General features: G+C 71.4%; 23 protein-coding genes. 5 read left to right on the top strand and 18 right to left on the bottom strand.

Translation table 11 applies throughout. From position 1 onward, the window contains the following. Positions 1-138 precede the first annotated feature (138 nt). The 8 genes from ACZ7EG_RS27590 to ACZ7EG_RS27555 form a co-directional block, all read right to left on the bottom strand. On the bottom strand, positions 139-1,182 hold the full coding sequence (locus ACZ7EG_RS27590; RefSeq protein WP_471084342.1) for an NUDIX hydrolase: 1,044 nt from the start codon (positions 1,180-1,182) through the stop codon (positions 139-141). 146 nt (positions 1,183-1,328) lie between these two features. Then, on the bottom strand, positions 1,329-1,571 hold the full coding sequence (locus ACZ7EG_RS27585) for a hypothetical protein (protein ID WP_471084339.1): 243 nt from the start codon (positions 1,569-1,571) through the stop codon (positions 1,329-1,331). Between the two features lie 66 nt (positions 1,572-1,637). Then, complete coding sequence (locus ACZ7EG_RS27580) at positions 1,638-1,862, bottom strand: hypothetical protein (protein ID WP_471084337.1); 225 nt, start codon at positions 1,860-1,862, stop codon at positions 1,638-1,640. Positions 1,863-1,912: 50 nt separating this feature from the next. Further along, positions 1,913-2,188, bottom strand: coding sequence for a hypothetical protein (locus tag ACZ7EG_RS27575; protein ID WP_471084334.1), 276 nt, complete (start codon positions 2,186-2,188; stop codon positions 1,913-1,915). 144 nt (positions 2,189-2,332) lie between these two features. Beyond that, a complete protein-coding gene (locus tag ACZ7EG_RS27570; RefSeq protein WP_471084331.1) occupies positions 2,333-4,735 on the bottom strand; it encodes an ATP-binding cassette domain-containing protein in 2,403 nt (800 codons plus the stop codon). A gap of 77 nt (positions 4,736-4,812) precedes the next feature. After that, positions 4,813-5,229: a VOC family protein gene (locus tag ACZ7EG_RS27565; RefSeq protein ID WP_471084328.1), complete on the bottom strand. Its 417-nt coding sequence runs from the start codon at positions 5,227-5,229 to the stop codon at positions 4,813-4,815. Positions 5,230-5,239: 10 nt separating this feature from the next. Beyond that, positions 5,240-5,683, bottom strand: coding sequence for a helix-turn-helix transcriptional regulator (locus ACZ7EG_RS27560; protein WP_104785109.1), 444 nt, complete (start codon positions 5,681-5,683; stop codon positions 5,240-5,242). Between the two features lie 175 nt (positions 5,684-5,858). Next, the gene (locus ACZ7EG_RS27555; protein WP_471084324.1) at positions 5,859-6,824 is read right to left on the bottom strand and encodes an ROK family protein; all 966 of its coding nucleotides are present in this window, start codon (positions 6,822-6,824) and stop codon (positions 5,859-5,861) included. Positions 6,825-7,023: 199 nt separating this feature from the next. Here ACZ7EG_RS27555 and ACZ7EG_RS27550 point away from each other — a divergent pair, with 199 nt between their 5' ends. Together ACZ7EG_RS27550 and ACZ7EG_RS27545 are read left to right on the top strand one after the other, a co-directional pair. Further along, the gene (locus ACZ7EG_RS27550; RefSeq protein ID WP_471084321.1) at positions 7,024-8,088 is read left to right on the top strand and encodes a LacI family DNA-binding transcriptional regulator; all 1,065 of its coding nucleotides are present in this window, start codon (positions 7,024-7,026) and stop codon (positions 8,086-8,088) included. 7 nt (positions 8,089-8,095) lie between these two features. After that, positions 8,096-8,911 carry a hypothetical protein gene (locus ACZ7EG_RS27545; protein WP_471084318.1) on the top strand — a complete coding sequence of 272 codons (816 nt, stop codon included), beginning with the start codon at positions 8,096-8,098 and terminating at the stop codon, positions 8,909-8,911. On the opposite strand, the gene ACZ7EG_RS27540 is transcribed toward ACZ7EG_RS27545, so the two are convergent. Beyond that, complete coding sequence (locus ACZ7EG_RS27540) at positions 8,857-10,680, bottom strand: serine/threonine-protein kinase (RefSeq protein ID WP_471084315.1); 1,824 nt, start codon at positions 10,678-10,680, stop codon at positions 8,857-8,859. The genes ACZ7EG_RS27545 and ACZ7EG_RS27540 overlap by 55 nt on opposite strands. A 153-nt stretch (positions 10,681-10,833) precedes the next feature. Continuing rightward, positions 10,834-12,135, bottom strand: coding sequence for a DUF6986 family protein (locus ACZ7EG_RS27535; protein ID WP_471084938.1), 1,302 nt, complete (start codon positions 12,133-12,135; stop codon positions 10,834-10,836). A 191-nt stretch (positions 12,136-12,326) separates the two neighbouring features. On the opposite strand from ACZ7EG_RS27535, the gene ACZ7EG_RS27530 reads away from it, so the two are divergent. Continuing rightward, positions 12,327-13,232, top strand: a complete 906-nt coding sequence (locus ACZ7EG_RS27530; protein WP_471084312.1) for an endonuclease/exonuclease/phosphatase family protein — start codon at positions 12,327-12,329, stop codon at positions 13,230-13,232. A gap of 56 nt (positions 13,233-13,288) precedes the next feature. Here ACZ7EG_RS27530 and ACZ7EG_RS27525 read toward each other — a convergent pair whose 3' ends face one another. The 4 genes from ACZ7EG_RS27525 to ACZ7EG_RS27510 form a co-directional block, all read right to left on the bottom strand. Then, positions 13,289-14,251 (bottom strand): electron transfer flavoprotein subunit alpha/FixB family protein, encoded by a 963-nt coding sequence (locus ACZ7EG_RS27525; protein ID WP_471084309.1) that lies wholly within the window; start codon positions 14,249-14,251, stop codon positions 13,289-13,291. Positions 14,252-14,306: 55 nt separating this feature from the next. Then, complete coding sequence (locus ACZ7EG_RS27520; RefSeq protein WP_471084306.1) at positions 14,307-15,095, bottom strand: electron transfer flavoprotein subunit beta/FixA family protein; 789 nt, start codon at positions 15,093-15,095, stop codon at positions 14,307-14,309. A gap of 221 nt (positions 15,096-15,316) precedes the next feature. Next, positions 15,317-15,808, bottom strand: a complete 492-nt coding sequence (locus ACZ7EG_RS27515; RefSeq protein WP_471084303.1) for a flavin reductase family protein — start codon at positions 15,806-15,808, stop codon at positions 15,317-15,319. A gap of 83 nt (positions 15,809-15,891) precedes the next feature. After that, positions 15,892-16,305: a thioredoxin family protein gene (locus ACZ7EG_RS27510; RefSeq protein WP_351640985.1), complete on the bottom strand. Its 414-nt coding sequence runs from the start codon at positions 16,303-16,305 to the stop codon at positions 15,892-15,894. Positions 16,306-16,392: 87 nt separating this feature from the next. On the opposite strand from ACZ7EG_RS27510, the gene ACZ7EG_RS27505 reads away from it, so the two are divergent. Beyond that, a complete protein-coding gene (locus ACZ7EG_RS27505; RefSeq protein WP_471084935.1) occupies positions 16,393-16,809 on the top strand; it encodes a DUF4395 domain-containing protein in 417 nt (138 codons plus the stop codon). Between the two features lie 188 nt (positions 16,810-16,997). Continuing rightward, on the top strand, positions 16,998-17,726 hold the full coding sequence (locus ACZ7EG_RS27500) for a lysophospholipid acyltransferase family protein (protein WP_351640982.1): 729 nt from the start codon (positions 16,998-17,000) through the stop codon (positions 17,724-17,726). An 18-nt stretch (positions 17,727-17,744) separates the two neighbouring features. Here the strand turns inward: ACZ7EG_RS27500 and ACZ7EG_RS27495 are convergent, their stop codons facing one another. The 4 genes from ACZ7EG_RS27495 to ACZ7EG_RS27480 form a co-directional block, all read right to left on the bottom strand. Beyond that, positions 17,745-18,446, bottom strand: a complete 702-nt coding sequence (locus ACZ7EG_RS27495) for a B3/B4 domain-containing protein (RefSeq protein WP_471084299.1) — start codon at positions 18,444-18,446, stop codon at positions 17,745-17,747. A gap of 12 nt (positions 18,447-18,458) precedes the next feature. Then, entirely contained in the window at positions 18,459-19,031 is a 573-nt protein-coding gene (locus tag ACZ7EG_RS27490) for a transglutaminase domain-containing protein (RefSeq protein WP_471084296.1), read from the bottom strand. A 120-nt stretch (positions 19,032-19,151) separates the two neighbouring features. Beyond that, positions 19,152-20,222, bottom strand: coding sequence for a threonine aldolase family protein (locus ACZ7EG_RS27485; RefSeq protein ID WP_471084293.1), 1,071 nt, complete (start codon positions 20,220-20,222; stop codon positions 19,152-19,154). Further along, positions 20,219-20,965: an SDR family NAD(P)-dependent oxidoreductase gene (locus ACZ7EG_RS27480; protein ID WP_471084290.1), complete on the bottom strand. Its 747-nt coding sequence runs from the start codon at positions 20,963-20,965 to the stop codon at positions 20,219-20,221. Before ACZ7EG_RS27480 ends, ACZ7EG_RS27485 begins: the two co-directional genes overlap by 4 nt. Positions 20,966-20,988 lie beyond the last annotated feature (23 nt).

Here is a 20,988-nt window from a genome sequence, read left to right as displayed (position 1 = left end):
GAATGTGATTACCCGCGGCGTGAGTGTTCGCGGGAGATTCCATGGGCAGCGATTGGCCGTGGCCACGCCGTCATTTCCTTTTGCTTTTCCCTCGGAATCCCCCGTGCCGGGTAAAGGGGGCGGGCGGCGGGCCCGGCGTCAGCCGACGGGCACCCCGGCTTCCAGATAGAGCGCGGCTCCCCGTTCGCGTGCGCGCAGGGCCCAGCGCAGCCGCTCGTAGCGCACGGGGGGCAGCAGGTCGGCGGCCTCCGCCTCGGTGACGAACCGCCAGGCGCGCAGCTCCGGGCCGGGAAGCAGCAGCCGGCCGGCCTCAGCGGAGTGCAGCAGGCCGCCGTCGAAGAGGAGACGCAGACCGCCGAACGCGGGGGGCGCGGGGCGCTCCCAGTCGACGACGAGCAGGCTCGGCACCTCGTCGAGGTGGATACCGGTCTCCTCGGCGACCTCCCGCACTCCGGCGCGCGCGGGTGCCTCTCCGGGTTCGACGACACCGCCGGGGAACTCCCAGCCGGCCTTGTACGTGGGGTCGACGAGCAGCACCCGGTCCTGCTCGTCGAAGAGGAGCACTCCGGCGGCGACGGTCTCGGCGGTGGGCTCGGGCGTCTGCACGATGTCGCAGACCCGCACCGAGCCGTCGGTGACGGCCCCGGCGATTCGCACGGCCGTCTCGTACGGAGTGAGGTCGCTGGTGTCGACCGGGTGGGCGTCGGCGGTGAGCCAGGAGGCGAGGGCGGTCCGGTACGGCTCGATGTGGTCGAAGGACCACTGGCGTATTCGCATGTCGCCGTCGGGAAGGTCCGGCGGCACCTCCCGACCCGCTATACGTTCCCGCAGTATCGTTTCGGCCGGAGCGAGCAGGATGTGGCTGACCGGAATCCGGCGCGCGGCGAGGCCGCCGAAGATCTCGTCGCGGTACTCCTGGCGCAGCAGGGTCATGGGCACGACGAGGGTCCCGCCGAGCTCGGCGAGCATCGCGGCCGCCGTGTCGATCACGAGCCGCCGCCAGATCGGCAGGTCCTGGAAGTCGCCGACCTCGGCGAGGTGTTTGGGTGGCAGCAGGTGGGCTAGCGCGCCGCCGATGACCTCCGGGTCGAAGAGCGTGCTGTTCGGGATCAGTTCGATCAGTTCCCGTGCGGTGGTGGTCTTCCCCGCACCGAACGCGCCGTTGATCCAGACGACGGTCACAGGTCCCCCTCTTCTCTTGGCCCCCTGAGGCTTGCCCGCTCCACCCTGCCACGGAAACCAGCCGCAGTTGAGGGCGCATGACGACGGCGCCGGCGCCCCCTCACGCGGGGAGCGCCGACGCCGTGGGACGTGGCCGGGGCGGCTCGTCAGCCCTTCTTCTGGGCGCCCTTCTTCGGCGCGCCCTTCTTCAGGGCGCCCTTCTTCTTCTGTACGCCGTTCTTCCCGTCCACGGACAGGCCCTCTCCGCCAACGGTCTGGTCGAGCGTCTTGAGGGTCTCGTCCACGTTGATGGCGGGGAGCTTCTCTCCGATGGCGTGCGACGGGGTGATCGCCGCGACGGCGAAGCCGGTGGCCAGGGAGGCGATGGCAAGCATGCTGCGCTTCTTCATGCCCCACTCAACTGCCGGACGGGGCCCGGGGTCACGCCACTGGGCCGTTCGGGCGAAGCGGCGGCTTCAGACGCGGTCGGTGCCCCAGGTGCCGGAATCGCCGCCGCGCCACTCGATCAGCCCGGACGCCGCCACGTACGCCGCGTCCGCGTCCTCGATCCCCGCCCGCCGCAGGAACTCGGCGACGTCGAGCGGCCCGTAGGCGATGCCGAGGAACTGGTCGTCCACACGGACCCGGCGGCCGCCGTCCGCGGCGGGCGGGTAGACCACGACGGGTTTCTCGGACGCCATGGCACCAGGGTGCGCGGGAACGGTGCCGGCCGCGCGCCGGGATGGGCCGTTCAGCCCGCCTTGCGCGTCGGCCGGAACTCGTGCACGTCGGCGGTGAGGGTGCCGTCCTGCTGCTCGTAGTGGGACAGGGCGAGGCCGAGACCGAAGAAGGTGGGTGCCCATTCGCCGACGAAGATGCCCCAGCGGTCGGCCCGGGCGAGGCCGGTGCCCGCTTCCATCTTCCGGGAGCCCATCCAGGCGACGACGCTGAGGCCGATCGAGGCCATGCCGGCCAGGTAGGCGTGCTCGCTGCGGACGCCCATCTCATGCATCTTCTTGATGATCATCTGCGGCTCCGTTTCCGTGAGGGTTCAGGAGACGGAGTGCCCTCGACCGGTGCCCGATATTCGTCGCATTTGCACTTTATGTTCGACTTGGAGGCCGCGAGGTGCCCGCTGCGGGGCTCGCCTCACGGCCTCCGAAGACCCCCGTCAGGCGCCCACGTAGGCCGCCAGGTGCTCGCCGGTCAGCGTGGAGCGGGCCTCGACGAGGTCGGCCGGGATGCCCTCGAAGACGATCCGGCCGCCGTCGTGGCCCGCGCCCGGGCCGAGGTCGATGATCCAGTCGGCGTGCGCCATGACCGCCTGGTGGTGCTCGATCACGATGACCGACTTGCCGGAGTCGACGAGCCGGTCGAGGAGGCCGAGCAGCTGCTCCACGTCCGCGAGGTGGAGCCCGGTGGTCGGCTCGTCGAGGACGTACACGCCGCCCCTCTCGCCCATGTGCGTGGCCAGCTTGAGCCGCTGGCGCTCGCCGCCGGACAGCGTGGTGAGCGGCTGGCCGAGGGTGAGGTAGCCGAGACCGACGTCCGCGAGCCGCTGAAGGATCCTGTGCGCGGCGGGCGTACGGGCCTCACCGCTGCCGAAGAACTCCTCGGCCTCGGTCACGGGCATCGCCAGCACCTCGCTGATGTCCCGGCCGCCGAGGCGGTACTCCAGCACCGACGCCTCGAACCGCCTGCCCTCGCACTCCTCGCAGGGCGTGGCCACGCTCTGCATGATCGCCAGGTCGGTGTAGATGACACCGGCACCGTTGCAGGTGGGGCAGGCGCCCTCGGAGTTGGCGCTGAACAGGGCCGGCTTCACACCGTTGGCCTTGGCGAACGCCTTGCGGATCGGGTCGGCCAGTCCGGTGTACGTCGCCGGGTTGCTGCGCCGGGAGCCGCGGATCGGGGTCTGGTCGATCGCCACCACGCCCTCGGCCCCCGCGTGCCGGGGCAACGAGCCGTGCACGAGCGAGCTCTTGCCTGAGCCCGCGACGCCGGTGACGACGGTGAGGACGCCCAGCGGGATGTCGACGTCGACGTCGTGCAGGTTGTTCGCCGAGGCGCCCCGGATCTCCAGGGCGCCGGTGGGCTTGCGGACGGTCGCCTTGATCTTGGCCCGGTCGTCGAGGTGACGGCCGGTGACGGTGCCGCTGCCCCGCAGCCCCTCCAGGGTGCCCTCGAAACAGACGGTGCCTCCGGCCGTGCCGGCGCCGGGGCCGAGGTCCACGACATGGTCTGCGATGGCGATGGTCTCCGGCTTGTGCTCCACGACCAGCACGGTGTTGCCCTTGTCCCGCAGGCGCAGCAGCAGGTTGTTCATCCGCTCGATGTCGTGCGGGTGCAAGCCGATGGACGGCTCGTCGAAGACGTAGGTGACGTCCGTGAGCGAGGAGCCGAGATGGCGGATCATCTTGGTGCGCTGCGCCTCGCCGCCGGAGAGTGTGCCCGACGCCCGGTCGAGCGAGAGGTAGCCGAGGCCGATCTCCACGAACGAGTCGAGGGTGTGCTGGAGCTTGGTGAGCAGCGGGGCCACCGACGGCTCCTCCAGCCCTCGCACCCACTCCGCCAGATCGCGGATCTCCATCGCGCAGGCGTCGGCGATGCTGACCTTGCCGATCTTCGAGGAGCGGGCGAGCTCGCTCAGCCGGGTGCCGTCGCACTCGGGGCACCGGGTGAAGGTCACCGCCCGGTCCACGAAGGACCGGATGTGCGGCTGCATCGACTCGCGGTCCTTGGAGAGGAAGGTCTTCTGGAGCTTCGGGATCAGGCCCTCGTAGGTGAGGTTGACGCCGTTGATCTTCACCTTGGTCGGCTCGCGGTACAGGAAGTCGTGCCGCTCCTTCTTGGTGTAGTCGCGGATCGGCTTCTCCTTGTCGAAGAAGCCCGACTCGGCGATGACCCGCACCACCCAGCCGCCCCCGGTGTAGGTGGGGATGGTGAACGGGTCCTCGGACAGCGACTTGGAGTCGTCGTAGAGCTGGGTGAGGTCGATGTCGGAGACGGTGCCCCGGCCCTCGCAGTGCGTGCACATACCGCCGGTGCGGCTGAAGGACACCTTTTCGGTCCTGGTCTTGTCGGCCCCCCGGTCCACCGTGAACCCACCGCTCGCCGAGACCGAGGCGGTGTTGAACGAGAACGCGCCGGGCGGTCCGATGTGCGGTGTGCCGAGCCGGCTGAAGAGGATCCGCAGCATCGCGTTGGCGTCGGTGGCTGTCCCGACGGTGGAGCGGGGGTCGGAGCCCATGCGCTGCTGGTCGACGGCGATCGCGGTCGTCAGCCCGTCCAGGACGTCGACCTCGGGCCGGGCCAGGTTCGGCATGAAGCCCTGCACGAAGGCACTGTAGGTCTCGTTGATCAGCCGCTGGGACTCCGCGGCGATCGTGTCGAACACCAGGGAGCTCTTGCCCGAGCCGGAGACGCCGGTGAACACCGTGAGCCGGCGCTTCGGAATCTCGATGCTGACGTCCCTGAGGTTGTTCTCGCGCGCGCCGTGCACACGGATCACGTCATGGCTGTCGGCAACGTGCGGCCCGGGCGACTGTCTGTCCGTCGTCGTGGCCTTGCTCATGGTGTCTCCCTCTGTAGCGATCTCGTTCCCCCGCGCCGCTCCCGGGAGCGGCGCGGGGACTGCGGTGCGGGGGGCTGCTACGGCGCCTTCAGCTGCTGGATGCGGACCATGTTTCCCGCGGGGTCGCGGAAGGCGCAGTCACGGACGCCGTAGGGCTGGTCCACCGGCTCCTGGACCACCTCGGCGTCGCCCGCCTGCACCCGCTCGAAGGTGGCGTCGACGTCGTTGGTGGCCAGGACGATGCTTGCGTAGGTGCCCTTGGCCATCATCTCGGCGATGGTGCGGCGCTCGTCCTCGGTGACGCCGGGGTCGGCGGCCGGCGGGTGCAGCACGATGTTCGTGCCGGGCTGGCCGACGGGGCCGACCGTGATCCAGCGCATGCCCTGGTACCCGACGTCGTTTCTGACTTCGAAGCCGAGGGTGTCGCGGTAGAACGCGAGGGCGGCGTCCGGGTCGTCGTGCGGAAGGAAACTGGCGTGAATGCGAAGGTCCATGGCCCTCACGCTAGTTTCGGCCCGGGGCGGGCGCTTCTCGATTCCTGATGGGTCTGGTCACCTGTTTCGCCACGCACGACGGAATCCCGGCCGTCGCGCGCGCCGCCTCGCGCCGGTAGGCACTGGGCGGCATGCCCACCAGCTCGGTGAAACGGGTACTGAAGGTGCCCAGCGATGCGCAGCCGACCTCGAAGCACACCTCGGTGACGCTGAGGTCGCCCCGGCGCAGCAGCGCCATCGCGCGCTCGATGCGCCGCGTCATGAGATAGCTGTACGGCGACTCCCCGTACGCCTGCCGGAACTCGCGGCTGAGGTGCCCGGCCGACATGTGCACACCCCGCGCGAGCGCCTCGACGTCCAGGGGCTTCGCGTACTCCCGGTCGATACGGTCCTTGACGCGCCGCAGTCTGGCGAGGTCGCGCAGATGCTGCGCCGAGGCGGGTCTGCTGCTCACAAGCGCGATCGTGCCACATCGCACGCACGTGCGGCTGATTTCCGGCGATACGGACCGGACCGGTCCGTATCGCCCCGTTCGGCGTTCGGCGAGCGCGGCCTCCATGGGACGGCCGTCCCACCGGTCCCCGCACCGGCACGCATCACGCCACCGCAGGCTGAACGTTCCTGCTCGATCAGCCGACCCGGTCCCACACCCCGGCCACCGCGTCCGTCCGCTTCGCCAGTGCCGCCGCCGCCGCGCCCACCAGCCCCGCGTCGGTGCCCATCTGCGCCGGCGCCACGGTCAGATGGCGGACGAAGGACAGCGTCGCGTAGGAACTCAGGGCCTTGCGCAGGGGGGCGAAGAGGACGTCGCCCGCCTTGCCCACTCCCCCGCCGATCACGGCGATGTCGATCTCCACGAGGGTCGCGGTGGCGGCGATTCCGGCGGCCAGGGCCTGGGCGGCCCGCCCGAAGGAGGCGACGGCGACCGGGTCGCCGGAGCGGGCGGCGGCGGCCACCGCGGCGGCGGACGTGTCCCCGTCCGGGCCGGGCCGCCAGCCGTTCTCCAGGGCGCGCCGGGCGATGTTGGGGCCGCTCGCGATGCGCTCCACACAGCCGTGCGAGCCGCACGGGCACAGATCGCCGTCGAGGTCCACGCTGATGTGGCCGATGTGGCCCGCGTTGCCGGTGGGCCCGGGGTGCAGCCGGCCTCCGAGCACCAGGCCGCCGCCGACGCCCGTGGAGACGACCATGCACAGCGCGTTGTCGTGGCCCCGGGCGGCGCCCTGCCAGTGTTCCGCCGCGGTGATCGCCACGCCGTCGCCGATCAGCTCGACGGGCAGGTCGCCGGCGGCGGCCCGGACGCGGGCGACGAGCGGGTAGTCGCGCCAGCCGGGCACGTTCACCGGGCTCACCGTGCCCGCGGAGGCGTCCACGGGCCCTGCACTGCCGATCCCCACAGCCGAGGCACGCTCCCACAGCGGCGACGCGGTGAGCTCGCCGAGCACCTCCGTCACGGCCCGCATCACGGTGTCGCCGTCCTCCCGGGCGGGCGTCGGCCGCTGGGCGCGGACCAGGATCCGGCCGCCGCCGTCCACCAGAGCGCCGGCGATCTTGGTGCCGCCGATGTCGAGCGCGGCCACGAGGTCGGTGTGCATCAGAGTCGGATCTCCCCGTCGGGCATGAGAAAAACGCCGGTAAGGCCGTCAAGCAGGGCTCGCAGCAGGCCCGTCCCGCGGCGGTGCGCGGGCCGGAGAGTGCGGTGGACAGTCTCCCCCGAGCCTGACAACGTTGTCCAGGCTCTATGCTCGACGCCACATCCTCTCCTCATACAAACCGAGGATCGACGCACCCCCCGTGGACGACAGGACAGGACACCGCACCGTGCCCCAGACCCCTCTTCGATCCGCAGCGCGCTACGGCACCCGGCCGACCATGAAGGACGTGGCCGCACGCGCCGGAGTCGGCCTCAAGACGGTCTCCCGTGTCGTGAACGGGGAGCCGGGGGTCACTCCCGAGACGGAGCAACGGGTCCAGGAGGCGATCGACGCCCTCGGCTTCCGCCGCAACGACAGCGCGCGGGTGCTGCGCAAGGGCCGCACGGCGAGCATCGGCCTGGTCCTGGAGGACCTCGCGGACCCGTTCTACGGGCCGCTGAGCCGGTCGGTCGAGGAGGTGGCCCGCGCGCACGGTGCCCTGCTGATCAACGGCTCCAGCGCGGAGGACCCCGAGCGGGAACAGGAGCTGGTGCTGGCCCTGTGCGCGCGGCGGGTGGACGGGCTGGTGGTGATTCCGGCCGGGGACGACCACCGGTATCTGGAGCCGGAGCTCAAGGCGGGGGTCGCCACGGTGTTCGTGGACCGCCCGGCCGGGCACATCGCCGCCGACGTGGTCCTGTCGGACAACTTCGGCGGCGCCCGCGGCGGCGTCGCCCACCTCATCGCGCACGGCCACCGCCGGATCGGCTTCATCGGCGACATGCCCCGGATCCACACCGCCGCCGAGCGGTTGCGCGGCTACCGGGCCGCCATGGAGGACGCGGGCATACCGGTGGCTGACTCCTGGATGTCCCTCGGCGTCACCGGCCCCGAGCGGGTGCGCAGAGCGGCCGAGGACATGCTGACCGGCCCGGACCCGGTCACGGCGATCTTCGCGGGCAACAACCGGGTCACGGTGACCGTGATCCGGGTGCTCGCCGAGCAGGCCCGCCGTGTCGCGCTGGTCGGCTTCGACGACATCGAGCTCGCCGACCTGCTCCAGCCGGGCGTCACGGTCGTGGCCCAGGACGCGGCGGACATCGGCCGTACCGCGGCGGAACGCCTCTTCCGGCAGCTGGACGGCACCCCGGTCACCCCCGAGCGCATCGAGCTGCCGACCCGGCTGATCACCCGCGGCTCGGGCGAGATCCCCCCGGCGGACTGAGCGGCCGATGGACGACGCCACCGATCGGACGCTGCGGGCACTCGGCCTGGCGGAGGCGCCGCGCGAGCACCCCCTGCTGTACCCCGGAGCGTGGCCCGCCGGATCCGGGCTGCTCGACGGGGACTGTTTCCTGCCGCTGGAGCAGCTGGTGTACGAGGATCGCGCCCCGGTCATCGCCATCGGCTCGAACGGCTGCCCGGCGCAACTGCGGCACAAGATGGTGGAGTTCGGGATCAGGGCGCCGCTGCCCATGGTGAAGGCGCGGGTGACGGGCGTCGACGCCGGCGTTTCCGCGCATGTGAGCCGAATGGGGTACGTCTCCGCCTCGCCGGTCGGCGCCCCGGGCACCGTGCGGGAGTTGTTCGTCCTGTGGCTCGACGCGGAGCAGCTCGCGGTGATCGACGCGAGCGAGGGCGTGCCGGTGCCGGGCGGCAACTTCGACCGGGCCTGGCTGCCGTCGCCCGACGTCCGGATCGACCTCGCGGACGGCACCCGGCTGCCCGGGGCGTACGCCTATGTCAACCGGCACGGTGTCCTCCACGACGGCACGGGCACGCCGCGCACCCACCCGGGTGAGCGGGAGCTGCTGACCGAGCTCCTCGTCGGGCTGCCGCGTCTGCGGGAGCTGTTCGGTGTCGTGCCCGAGGAGTTCTGCGCGCGGGCGCGGGGAGACCGGCGGCTGTGCGAGCGGGGCACGCGGCTGTTCGTCGAGGAGAAGCTGGTGACGGCCTCCGGTCTCGAACGGTACGTGGCCGCTTCGGCGCGTGGTCAGCAGACCGGGAGCCCGGGGACCGGCGCGTCGTTGTCGCCGCCCTTGATGTAGACGTCGCTGACCCAGACGTTCGTGTTGCCGCTGTCGTCGTCGGTCTTCGCCCACCAGACGTTGGTCCACTCCCCGGACGTCTCGCGGCGGCCCAGGTTCCGCTGGCAGTAGAAGTAGTTGGTGCCCGCGTTGAGGATGCCGGCCTTGGCGCCGGAGGCGGTGTAGGAGCCGGCGGTCTTCCAGACCTGGCAGTTGTACTTGCCACCGCCGATGGCGTGACAGGCCGGGGCCGGGGTGGTCGAGCCGCTGCCGGTCGTGGCGCCCCCTCCTGGACCGCCGCCGGGGGTGGCGCCACCGGTCGATTTCCCGGGGGCCGGTGTGGTCTCCCGGTCGGTGGGCTCGGGGTCCTTCTGGTCAGCTGTCTTCTCGGAGGGTGCCCTGTCCTCGGCGTCGGCCTGTCGCGTGGACCTCGGGGCTTTCGAGCCGTCGTCCGGTCCACTGGGCTCGGAGGAGCTGCCATCCGCACCGACGGCGTCCGTCCGCGTGCCGGTCTCCTTGCCGCCGGAGTCGTCGCCGAGCAGGGCGATCGTGGTACCGGCGGCGGCCAGAACGACGGTGACGGCCGCGGCGGCCAGCAGGACGCGCGCCTTGCGGCGGGGCGCGGCACGGCCGGAGCCCATCGAGCCGGTGGGTGCGGTGGCGCCGGGGGCGAGAGGGCCGACACCCTGGGGGCTGGTGCCGGGGCCCGACGGCGTGGGATGACCAGGCCTCGGGACCTGCGTGTCGGTGCCTGCCTGCGCGGGGTGAGCGGACTCCGGCGGCCCCGCGGCGTCGTCGCCCTCGTGAGGTCCGGCCGTGCCCTGCCGCGGGGGTCCGAACCCCGGCGGCACCGACGGGACACTGCGCTCCGTCTCCGGGCGCGGGAGCGCGATCGCGGGGCCCCGCAGGGAGGACGTCGGCGTGTCCGAGCCGCCGGCGTCCGCGACGGCTTGGAGCAGTGCGCGGGCCTGGCCGGCCTCCGGGCGGGACTCGGGGCGTTTGTCCAACAGCCGCTGCAGGACGGCCGCGAGGGGACCTGCGCGGCGGGGCTCCGGCAGCGGCTCGGAGACGATCGCGGTGAGCGTGGAGAACGTCGATGTACGGCGGAAGGGCGAGGTCCCCTCGACGGCCGCGTACAGCGTGGCGCCGAGCGCCCAGATGTCGGAGGCGGGGCCGGGGTCGGCGCCCTGGGCGCGCTCGGGCGCCAGGTAGTCGAGGGAGCCGACGAGTTCGCCGCTGCGTGTGAGGTGCGTGGCCGAACCGTCCCCCGGATCGTCCATCGTGGCGATGCCGAAGTCGGTGAGGACGACCCGGCCCGTGCGGTCGAGCAGGATGTTGCCCGGCTTGACGTCCCGGTGCAGGACGCCCGCGCGGTGGGCGGCGGCCAGCGCGTCCATGACCTTCGCGCCGATCCCGGCCGCCTCGGCCGGGCCCAGCATGCCGCGCTCGCGCAGGACGTCGTCCAGGGACGGACCGTCGACCAGTTCCATGACGATGATCGGGCGGCCGTCGTCCTGGGCGATGTCGTGCACGGCGATGACACCGGGGTGGCGCACCCGGGCCGCCGCACGCGCCTCGCGTTGCATCCGCAGCTGCAGAGCGGCCAGTTCGGGGCCGGCCGCGTCGGTGTAGGTGCGCAGTTCCTTGACCGCGACCTCACGGCCGAGGACCTCGTCGACGGCCTTCCACACGACGCCCATGCCGCCACGGCCCAGCGCCGCCGTGACGCGATAGCGGCCCGCCAGCAGCCGTCCGGCCCCGTCCGTCCGCCCGTGCTCCCCCGTCGACACCGCTGCCCCGTTCCTGTGACCCCACCGGATGCGCCGACGGCCGACACCGTCAGTGCGTGGCGTACAGACTACGGGGCGGCGGTGACGATCACAGGCGTCGGTGACGGCTGTGACAGGGCCGGTACGTGCCGACCGGTCCGCCGAACGACCGGGTCAGGCGGAGGCCGTCAGATCCCCGCGGCGGGGCACCGCGAAGCTCTCCAGGTCCGCCCGGGTCAGGCCGGCCAGGCGCGCGACCTCGCCGTTGTCCAGGGCGCCGCAGTCCAGGCCGCGCAACAGGTAGCCGCTGAGGGCCTTGGCGGTGGCGGGCTCGTCCATGACGTCACCGCCGGTGCGGTTGACGTAGCGGGACAGGCGGGCGGCTGCCTGCTCGAAGCCCTCGCGGTAGAAGGCGAAGACGGCCGCGTAGCGGGTGGGGATGTGGGCGGGGTGCATGTCCCAGCCCTGGTAGTAGGCGCGGGCCAGGGCGCGGCGGGTGAGGCCGTAGTGCAGGCGCCAGGCGTCGTGGACCTTGGCGGTCGGGCCTACCGGCAGGACGTTCGTCGAACCGTCCGACACACGTACGCCCGTGCCGGCCGCCGCGACCTGCATGACGGCCTTGGCGTGGTCCGCGGCGGGGTGGTCGCCGGCCTGGTGGGCGGCGGAGACACCGAGACAGGCGCTGTAGTCGAAGGTGCCGTAGTGCAGTCCGGTGGCGCGGCCCTCGGCTGCCTGGATCATACGGGCGACGGTGGCGGTGCCGTCGGCGGCGAGGATGGCCTGGCTGGTCTCGATCTGGATCTCGAAACCGATCCGGCCCGGTTCCAGGCCGTGCGCCTTCTCGAAGGCGTCCAGCAGCCGCGCCATGGCCGTGACCTGCTCGGCGTACGTGACCTTCGGCAGGGTGAGGAGCAGGCCGTCGGGCAGGCCGCCGGCCTCCATCAGGCCGGTGAGGAAGATGTCGAGGGTGCGGATGCCCCGGGCGCGTACGGGCGCTTCCATGCACTTCATGCGGATGCCCATGTAGGGGGCGGCGGTGCCGTCCTCGTAGGCCTCGGCGATCAGCCGGGCGGCGCGGGCGGCGGCCTCGTCCTCCTCGGCGTCGGGGCGGTTGCCGTAGCCGTCCTCGAAGTCGACGCGCAGGTCCTCGACCGGCTCGCGCTCCAGCTTGGCGCGCACGCGCGCGTGGACGGGCTCGGCGAGTTCCTCGGAGAGGCCGAGGACGGCGGCGAAGGACGCGGCGTCCGGGGCGTGCTGGTCGAGTGCGGCGAGGGCCCGGTCGCCCCAGGAGCGGACGGTGTCGGCGGCGAAGGCGTCGCCGGGTACATAGACGGTGTGGACGGGCTGACGGGTACCGGGGTCGCCGGGGTAGCGGCGCTCCAGCTCGGCGTCGACCGGCGCGAGGGAGGCGCTGATCTCCTCGCTGACGGATCCCGCGAGGCTCGTCGCCACCTTCTCCTGCCGGCCCTGACCCATTGCGAGACCCTCCATTTCCGCAGAGCGGAATCAAAAATCCGTAGAACGAAGCTATCGGCCGACCTTCGACCTGGTCAACACCATCGTGACGTGGAATTCTCCATGCTTCCCCCTTGATCACTGCCGATCGGCCCCCTTCTTCCGTACTCAGAAGGCAAGCTTCATCCAGACGTGAAGGGGAGGGAGACCACGTGCCGAACGAGGTCGGCGTGACGCGCCGCCACACGCTCAAGGCAGCGGCGGCCACCGCCATCGCCGGACCACTGCTCACCACCGCCGGCCCCACACACCACGCCTCCGCAGGCGAGCACGCGGGCGCCCTGAACGTCATGACGTTCAACGTCCGCTTCGCGACCGTCGTCGACACGACACCGCGCTGGGACGTGCGCCGACCGGTGATGCGAGAACTGCTGCGCCGCGAGCGACCGCACGTCATCGGCACCCAGGAAGGGCTCTACCGGCAGGTGCGCGCGATCGAGAAGGACCTCGGCGAGCACTACGACTGGATCGGCACCGGACGCGGGGGCGGCAGCAAGGACGAGTTCATGGCGATCTTTTACGACACACGCAGACTCAACCCGATCGAGTTCGATCACTTCTGGCTGTCCGACACCCCGTACACGATCGCCTCGAACACCTGGGGCGCGGACTGGCTGCGCATGGTGACCTGGGTTCGTTTCGCCGATCTCGCCGACGGGGGACGGGAGTTCTACGTCCTCAACACCCATCTGGACAGCGTCAGCCAGTACGCCCGGGAACGCTCGGTGGGACTCATCGGCGAGACGATAGCCGGGTGGGACCGGTCGTCACCGGTCGTCGTCACCGGCGACTTCAACGCGGGCGCCCACGACAACCGGGTGTACGACCTCATGCTGGACATCGGCCTGGTGGACGCCTGGGACGCGGCGGCCTCGCGGGGTCCGGCGTACGGGACGCACCACGGCTACCGGGAGCCCCGGCCAGACGGGCGGCGCATCGACTGGATCCTCACCACCCCCGGCGTGACCACGCACTGGGCCCGGATGAACACCTTCAGCATGGACGGGACGTATCCGAGCGACCATCTGCCGGTGCAGGCCTCGATGACCCTGGGATGAGCAGAGGCCCCCGTGACCGTTCGTACGGTCACGGGGGCCTGCCACAGCCGGGTCGATCAGCCCTTGCGGGTCTTGATCTCCTCGGTAAGGGCCGGGACGACGTCGAAGAGGTCGCCGACGACGCCGTAGTCGACGAGGTCGAAGATCGGGGCCTCGGCGTCCTTGTTGACCGCCACGATCGTCTTCGAGGTCTGCATACCGGCGCGGTGCTGGATCGCGCCGGAGATGCCGTTGGCGATGTAGAGCTGCGGCGAGACCGACTTGCCGGTCTGGCCGACCTGGTTGGTGTGCGGGTACCAGCCGGCGTCGACCGCGGCACGCGAGGCACCGACAGCGGCACCGAGGGAGTCGGCGAGCGCCTCGATGATCGCGAAGTTCTCCGCGCCGTTGACGCCACGGCCACCGGAGACCACGATCGCGGCCTCGGTCAGCTCCGGACGGCCCGTCGACTCACGCGGCGTACGGCCGGTGACCTTGGTGCCGGTGGCCTGGGCGGAGAAGCTCACGGACAGGGCCTCGACCGCGCCGGCGGCCGGGGCGGCCTCGACGGCCGCGCTGTTGGGCTTGACCGTGATGACCGGGGTGCCCTTGGAGACACGGGACTTGGTGGTGAAGGACGCGGCGAACACGGACTGCGTGGCCACCGGGCCCTCGTCACCGGCCTCGAGGTCGACGGCGTCGGTGATGATGCCGGAGCCCAGACGCAGCGCCAGACGCGCGGCGATCTCCTTGCCCTCGGCGGAGGAGGGGACCAGCACCGCGGCCGGGGACACGGCCTCATGGGCGGCCTGGAGGGCGTCGACCTTCGGTACGACCAGGTAGTCGGCGTACTCGGAGGCCTCGTGGGTGAGGACCTTGACCGCGCCGTGCTCGGCGAGCGTGGCGGCGGTGTCGGCGGCACCGTTGCCCAGCGCGACGGCGACCGGCTCGCCGATGCGGCGGGCCAGGGTCAGCAGCTCGAGGGTGGGCTTGCGGACGGCGCCGTCCACGTGGTCGACGTAGACGAGAACTTCAGCCATGGGACTTCTTCTCTCCTGCTTGCGAAAGATGAGGGGCGGTCGGCGAATGCCGGGCTCAGATGAACTTCTGGCCCGCGAGGAACTCAGCGAGCTGCTTGCCGCCCTCGCCCTCGTCCTTGACGATCGTGCCCGCGGTGCGGGCCGGGCGCTCGGCCGCGCCGTCGACCGTGGTCCAGGCGCCTTCCAGGCCGACCTCCTCGGCCTCGAGGTCCAGGTCGGACAGGTCCCAGGACTCCACCGGCTTCTTCTTGGCCGCCATGATGCCCTTGAAGGACGGGTAACGGGCCTCGCCCGACTGGTCGGTCACGGACACGACCGCCGGGAGGGAGGCCTCCAGGTTCTCGGAGGCGGCGTCGCCGTCGCGGCGGCCCTTGACCGTGCCGTCCTCGACGGAGACCTCGGAGAGCAGGGTGACCTGCGGGACGCCCAGGCGCTCGGCGAGCAGCGCGGGCACGACGCCCATGGTGCCGTCGGTGGAGGCCATGCCGGAGACGACCAGGTCGTAGCCGGCCTTCTCGATCGCCTTGGCCAGGATCAGGGAGGTGCCGATGGCGTCGGTGCCGTGGATGTCGTCGTCCTCGACGTGGATCGCCTTGTCGGCGCCCATGGACAGCGCCTTGCGCAGGGCGTCCTTGGCGTCCTCGGGACCCACCGTCAGGACGGTGATCTCCACGTCGTCGTCGGAGTTCTCGGAGATCTGCAGCGCCTGTTCGACCGCGTACTCGTCGAGCTCGGAGAGCAGACCGTCCACGTCGTCCCGGTCGACGGTCAGGTCATCGGCGAAGTGCCGGTCGCCAGTGGCGTCGGGCACGTACTTCACAGTGACAACGATCCTCAAGCTCACGCCGGCTCTCCTACTGCATCGTCATTTCCATGCTGCCTACTTGCAGGCAGCATAGGCGCCTCTAGCGTCCGATCCCGGTCGGGGCGAACCCACGCCCCGAGCGAAATATTACTCGTCAGTACACCCAGTTCGTTCCCGCTAAGCAAGCGCTTTGAACTGTGACCTTCGCAACGCAGCGTAACCGGAACTCGACGGTCACGCAGCCCGGGGAGCCACCCGGTTCAGTCGCCCAGACGCCGGAAACGTCCCTGGTGGTAGAGGAGCGGACGACCGGTGCCCGAGGGGTCGCCGTCCACGACCTCGGCGATCACGAGCCGATGGTCCCCGGCGGGTACGCGCGCGACGACCCGGCCCACCAGCCAGGCGAGCACGCCGTCGAGGACGGGGACCCCCTCGGGCCCCTCCCGCCAGTCGGTGGACGGGCCGAAGCGGTCGGCGCCGCTGCGCGAAAAGGTGGCGGCCAGCTCCTGTTGGTGCTCACCGAGGATGTGGACACCGACGTGGTCCGCCGTCGCGATGGCGGGCCAGCTCGAGGCACCGGTGCCGACACCGAAGGACAGCAGGGGCGGCTCGGCGGACACGGACGTCAGGGAGGTGGCGGTGAAGCCCACCGGGCCCGCCTCGCCACGAGCGGTGATGACGGCGACTCCCGCCGCGTGCCGCCGGAAGACCGAGCGCAGGAGGTCGGGCGTGGCGAGAAGGTCCGCAGGCATGGGGTCAGGCTGACGATAAATGGTACGCGCAGTCAAGTTCGTTCCGTGATGTGGGAGATGACTCACTGACGGCGTCACGCCCGTCACACCGCCTCTCCCAGTGCTGCGATCACGTCGGCCTTGCGCGGCTGCCCCGTGGCACGCCGCACCACCCGGCCGTCGGCGTCGAGCACCAGCACGGTCGGGGTCTTGAGGATGTCCAGCCGCCGTACGAGGTCGAGGTGGGCCTCGGCGTCGATCTCGACGTGGGTCACGCCCGGCACGACGCCGGCCACCTCGCCGAGGACCCTGCGGGTCGCCCGGCAGGGCGCGCAGAACGCGCTGGAGAACTGCACGAGCGTGGCCCGCTCGCCGAGTTCCGCGCCGAGCTCCGCCGCATCGAGCCGCTTGCCGTCGTCGCGCCCGCGCACCCGCACTCTCCCGCTCCGCCGCCGTTGCAGCACTCCGTAGGCGCTCGCCGCCGCGAGCACCACCACGCACACCACCAGTCCGGTCATCGTCTCCTGCAAGCGTTCACGAGACCGCAAAGATTCCCGCCTGCTCAATGCGGCCGCGCTGCGGAATGCTTGGTTCCCATGGATCCCATGGATATCGACGCGAGAGGGCCGCGTTTCGGCGCGGCCGTCACGTCCGCCGTCCTGGCGGTCGTGCTGGTCACGGGAAGCGCCTGGCTGCTGGCCTGGCAGACACTGGCGTTCCTGGTGGGGGCGGCGGGCGGGGTCGGGCGCTCTCCCTACGGCCTGCTGTTCGCCAAGGCGGTCCGGCCGCGACTCGGGCCACCGACGGAGTTCGAGGCGCCCGAACCGCCGCGCTTCGCCCAGGCGGTGGGACTGCTTTTCGCCGGCCTCGGGCTCGTCGGCCACGCCCTGGGACCCGACTGGCTGGGACTCGCGGCGACCGGCGCCGCGCTCGCCGCCGCCTTCCTGAATGCGGCGTTCGGGTACTGCCTGGGTTGCGAGTTGTACCTGCTCGTGCGGCGGGTGGCGGTCCGCGCGGAGTAATGGGGACGCAAAAGCACGAGGTGGGAACCTGCGGACGACGTGACGAGAATCTCGCCGCCGACGGGCACGAGGACTGGCTACCCGGCCGTTCTTGGGGCACGATCTGCCACAAGCCGTAAACCTACGGCTGCGTAACTTCTCCACTGGGAATCCCTTCCCAGGCAGAGCAGGAAGGGTCCGAACCGCCCATGGCAGAGCTCGTCTACCGTCCCGTCGTCGGTTTCGCCCGCACGCTGTTCAAGGTGTGGGACCTCAAGATCGACTGTCAGGGTTCGGAGAACATCCCGCGCTCGGGCGGCGCCGTGCTGGTGAGCAATCACATCAGCTACCTGGACTTCGTCTTCGACGGCCTGGCGGCGCTGCCGCAGAAGCGTCTCGTGCGCTTCATGGCGAAGGAGTCGGTCTTCCGCCACAAGATCTCCGGCCCGCTGATGCGCGGGATGAAGCACATCCCGGTGGACCGCAAGCAGGGCGAGGCGGCCTACGCGCACGCCCTGGACTCGCTGCGGTCGGGCGAGATCGTGGGGGTCTTCCCGGAGGCGACGATCTCGCAGTCGTTCACACTGAAGAGCTTCAAGTCGGGCGCCGCGCGCCTGGCGCAGGAGGCCGGCGTCCCGCTGATCCCGATGGCGGTGTGGGGCACGCAGCGGCTGTGGACCAAGGGACACCCGCGCAACTTCAAGCGCAGCCACATCCCCATCACGATCCGGGTGGGCGAGGCGATCGAGGCGTCCCGGGACAAGTACGCGGGCGCCATCACGCGCCAGCTGCGCGAGCGCGTCCAGGAGCTCCTCGAGGCCGCCCAGCGCGCCTACCCCGTCCGCCCCAAGGGTCCGGACGACACCTGGTGGATGCCGGCCCACCTCGGCGGCACGGCCCCTACGCCGGAGCAGGTGCGGGCGGCCGAGGCGCACTGAGCCCCGCCCGGCCGGGGCTCAGGCGGAGGACTCCGGGGCGCGGACGGCGATGTCCGCTCCCGGGCTGAACCTCGTCAGCAGCTCGGCGAGTTCCGCGGCGGCCGCCGCCACCTCGGCGACCGGCATCGGCGCCAGGCTCTCCAGCAGGAAGATGCCCGATGTCGTCCGCTCGGTGAGCCGGGTGCGCGGGCCCTGACGCCAGTTCCAGCGACGGCAGGTCACGCCCGCGTCGTCGCGCCACACCACTTCGCCCTCGTCGGGGTGCTCGACGGTCTCCACGCCGCCGGCGACGGTCACGAAGTCCTCCTCCCCCGTGGCCCGGATCAGGCGCATGCCGCCTTCGATGCGGTCCGCGTCCTCACCGCCGACGGGGATCAGGTGGGCGACGGAGACGGCGTTGTAGAGGTCGACGAGCAGGTTGATGCGGGGCAGCCCCGACTCCGACAGCGCCCGTTTGGCCAGCGCCTCCGCGGAGTTACGGGTACGGGACGGCTTCGAGCCGAACGCCGTGTAGGTCTCGCGCCAGGCGGCCATGTGCGGGTCCTCGTGCGGGGCGCGCCCGTCCAGTCGTACGGCGAGCCGGCGCGCCGCGTCGTCCAGCAGGGCCGAGCCGGCCTCGGTGCTCGGCCCGTTGACCAGGCCGTGCGCCTCGATCGCGACGTGCGTGAAGCCGGGCGCCAGAGCACGTACGTCGTCGGACACGGTCAGCGTGAGCGTCATGGTCGCCTTGCCTCAGAGTGCGGTGGGGAGCGTCTGCCACAGGTGCGGCCGGTCGCGAGCCGCTGTGAGAGCGTTCAGCACGACCGGATGCGGTGCAGCATACAGCACTGGATAGTCCATTTCATTGGACTTGAGGTCGGGCGTGAAGGCGAGCCGCTCACCGTCGAGGGAGAACTGCGCGTCGACGCCGGGCTTGTTGCCCCGGGGATCCTGCCGGTGCCACGCACCGTTGAACCGCACGGCCACCAGCCCGTGCACCTCGTCGAACCTCTGATAACAGAGCGCGGTGGGGATGTCCTCGGCCCGCAGCAGCGCGGCCAGCGCGTGGGCCTTGGCGTAGCAGATGCCGGTGCGCCGCTCCAGGACATCGGAGGCGCGCCAGGTGACGCGGAGATCGCCGGAGTCCTGCGAGTGCGGGATGGCATCGCGTACGAATTCGAAGGCGGCCCGCGCATATCCATACGAGTCGGCCACCCCCTCGGCGAGCCTCGCCGCGGTCTCGCGAACGAGCGGGTGATGGTGGTCGATCGCCTCGTCGGCGGCCAAGTAGGCAGAGAGGTCGGGCGTTTGCTGGATGAGCTGCATGCAGGCAGAGCGTAGAGAGGAATCTGCGTCTGATCAATTCATTTACGCCCTGCCGCATACTTATGCATGTCTGCCCGGTGATCAAGCGGCCCTAGCGGGCTGCCCGGTGATCGGGCGGCCCTAGCGGGCCATCTCCTCCTTCAGTGCCGCCACGAACGCGTCCACGTCGTCCTCGGTCGTGTCGAACGCGCACATCCAGCGGACGTCGCCCGCCGTCTCGTCCCAGAAGTAGAAGCGGAACCGCTTCTGGAGGCGCTCGCTCACGTCGCGCGGCAGGCGGGCGAAGACCGCGTTGGCCTGCACCGGGTAGAGGATCTCCACACCGTGCACGGCCCGCACGCCCTCGGCGAGGCGCTGGGCCATCTCGTTGGCGTGTCCGGCGTTGCGCAGCCACAGGTCCCGGGCGAGCAGGGCCTCCAGCTGCACCGACACGAAGCGCATCTTGGAGGCGAGCTGCATGGACAGCTTGCGCAGGTGCTTCATGTGGCTCACGGCGTCCTGGTTGAGGACCACGACGGCCTCGCCGAACAGGGCGCCGTTCTTGGTGCCGCCCAGGGAGAGGATGTCGACGCCGGCGGCGTTGGTGAGCGTCCGCATCGGGACGTTCAGGCCGGCGGCGGCGTTGGCCAGCCGGGAGCCGTCCAGGTGCACCTTCATGCCGTGCGCGTGGGCGTGCTCGCACAGGGCGCGTATCTCGTCCGGCGTGTAGACCGTGCCCAGTTCGGTGGCCTGCGCGATGGAGACGACCTGCGGCATCGCGCGGTGCTCGTCGTCCCAGCCGTACGCCTGCCGGTCGATCAGCTCGGGCGTGAGCTTGCCGTCGGGCGCCGGAACGGTCAGCAGCTTCAGGCCACCGACCCGCTCCGGGGCCCCGCACTCGTCGACGTTGATGTGCGCGCTCTCCGCGCAGATCACCGCGCCCCAGCGGTCGGTGACCGCCTGTAGCGCGACGACGTTCGCACCGGTGCCGTTGAAGACCGGGAACGCCTCGGCCGTGGGCCCGAAGTGGCTGCGGATCACCTGCTGGAGGTTCCCGGTGTAGGCGTCCTCGCCGTACGCGACCTGGTGCCCGCCGTTGGCCAGGGCCAGGGCGGCGAGCACCTCCGGGTGGGCCCCGGCGTAGTTGTCGCTGGCGAAACCGCGGACCTCGGGGTCGTGATGACGACGGGCGTCGGTCTTCGGCGGGTTCACGGCTTCTCGGTGAGCCACAGACGGTTTCCGTTCACTTCGGCGGCGGGCTTCTCCCAGACCTCGGTGATGGCCTCGGCCAGGTCCTTGACGTCGGTGAAGCCCGCGAACTTCGCGTTGGGCCGGTCGGCGCGCATCGCATCGTGGACCAGCGCCTTGACCACCAGGATCGCTGCAGCCGACGTCGGCCCCTCGGCGCCTCCGGCCTTGCGGAAGTAGTCGGCCATGGCCAGCGTCCACGCCTCGGCCGCGGCCTTGCCGGCCGCGTAGGCGGCGTTGCCCGCGGTGGGCTTGCTGGCGCCCGCGGCACTGATCAGCACGTACCGGCCGCGGTCGCTGCGCTGGAGCGCCTCGTGGAAGGCGAGGGAGGTGTGCTGCACCGTGCGGACCAGCAGCATCTCCAGGAAGTCCCAGTCGTCGAGGCTGGTCCGGGTGAAGGTCTCGCTGCCTCGCCAGCCGCCGACGAGGTGGACGAGGCCGTCGACCCGGCCGAAGTTCTTCTCGATGTGGGTGGCCCAGTCGCGGGTGGCCCCCAGGTCGAGCAGGTCCACCGTGTCGCCGGTGACGGTGGCGCCGCCGGTCGCGTAGCTCGCCGCGTCCACCGCCTCCGCCAGCCGCTCCGGATCGTTGTCCGAGCCGATGACGGTCGCTCCCGCCTCGGCCAGCCTGAGCAGCGCGGCCCGGCCGGCGGGTCCGCCCGCTCCGGCCACCGCGATCACCGCACCGCTGAGCGCCCCGTTCCCCATGATCCTCGCCTCCTGAGCAGTGT

It is taken from the genome of Streptomyces sp. NPDC037100 (genome assembly GCF_055606225.1).
The sequence above is the reverse complement of the archived record's forward strand: the minus strand, read 5'-3'. Positions and strand labels throughout refer to the sequence as shown.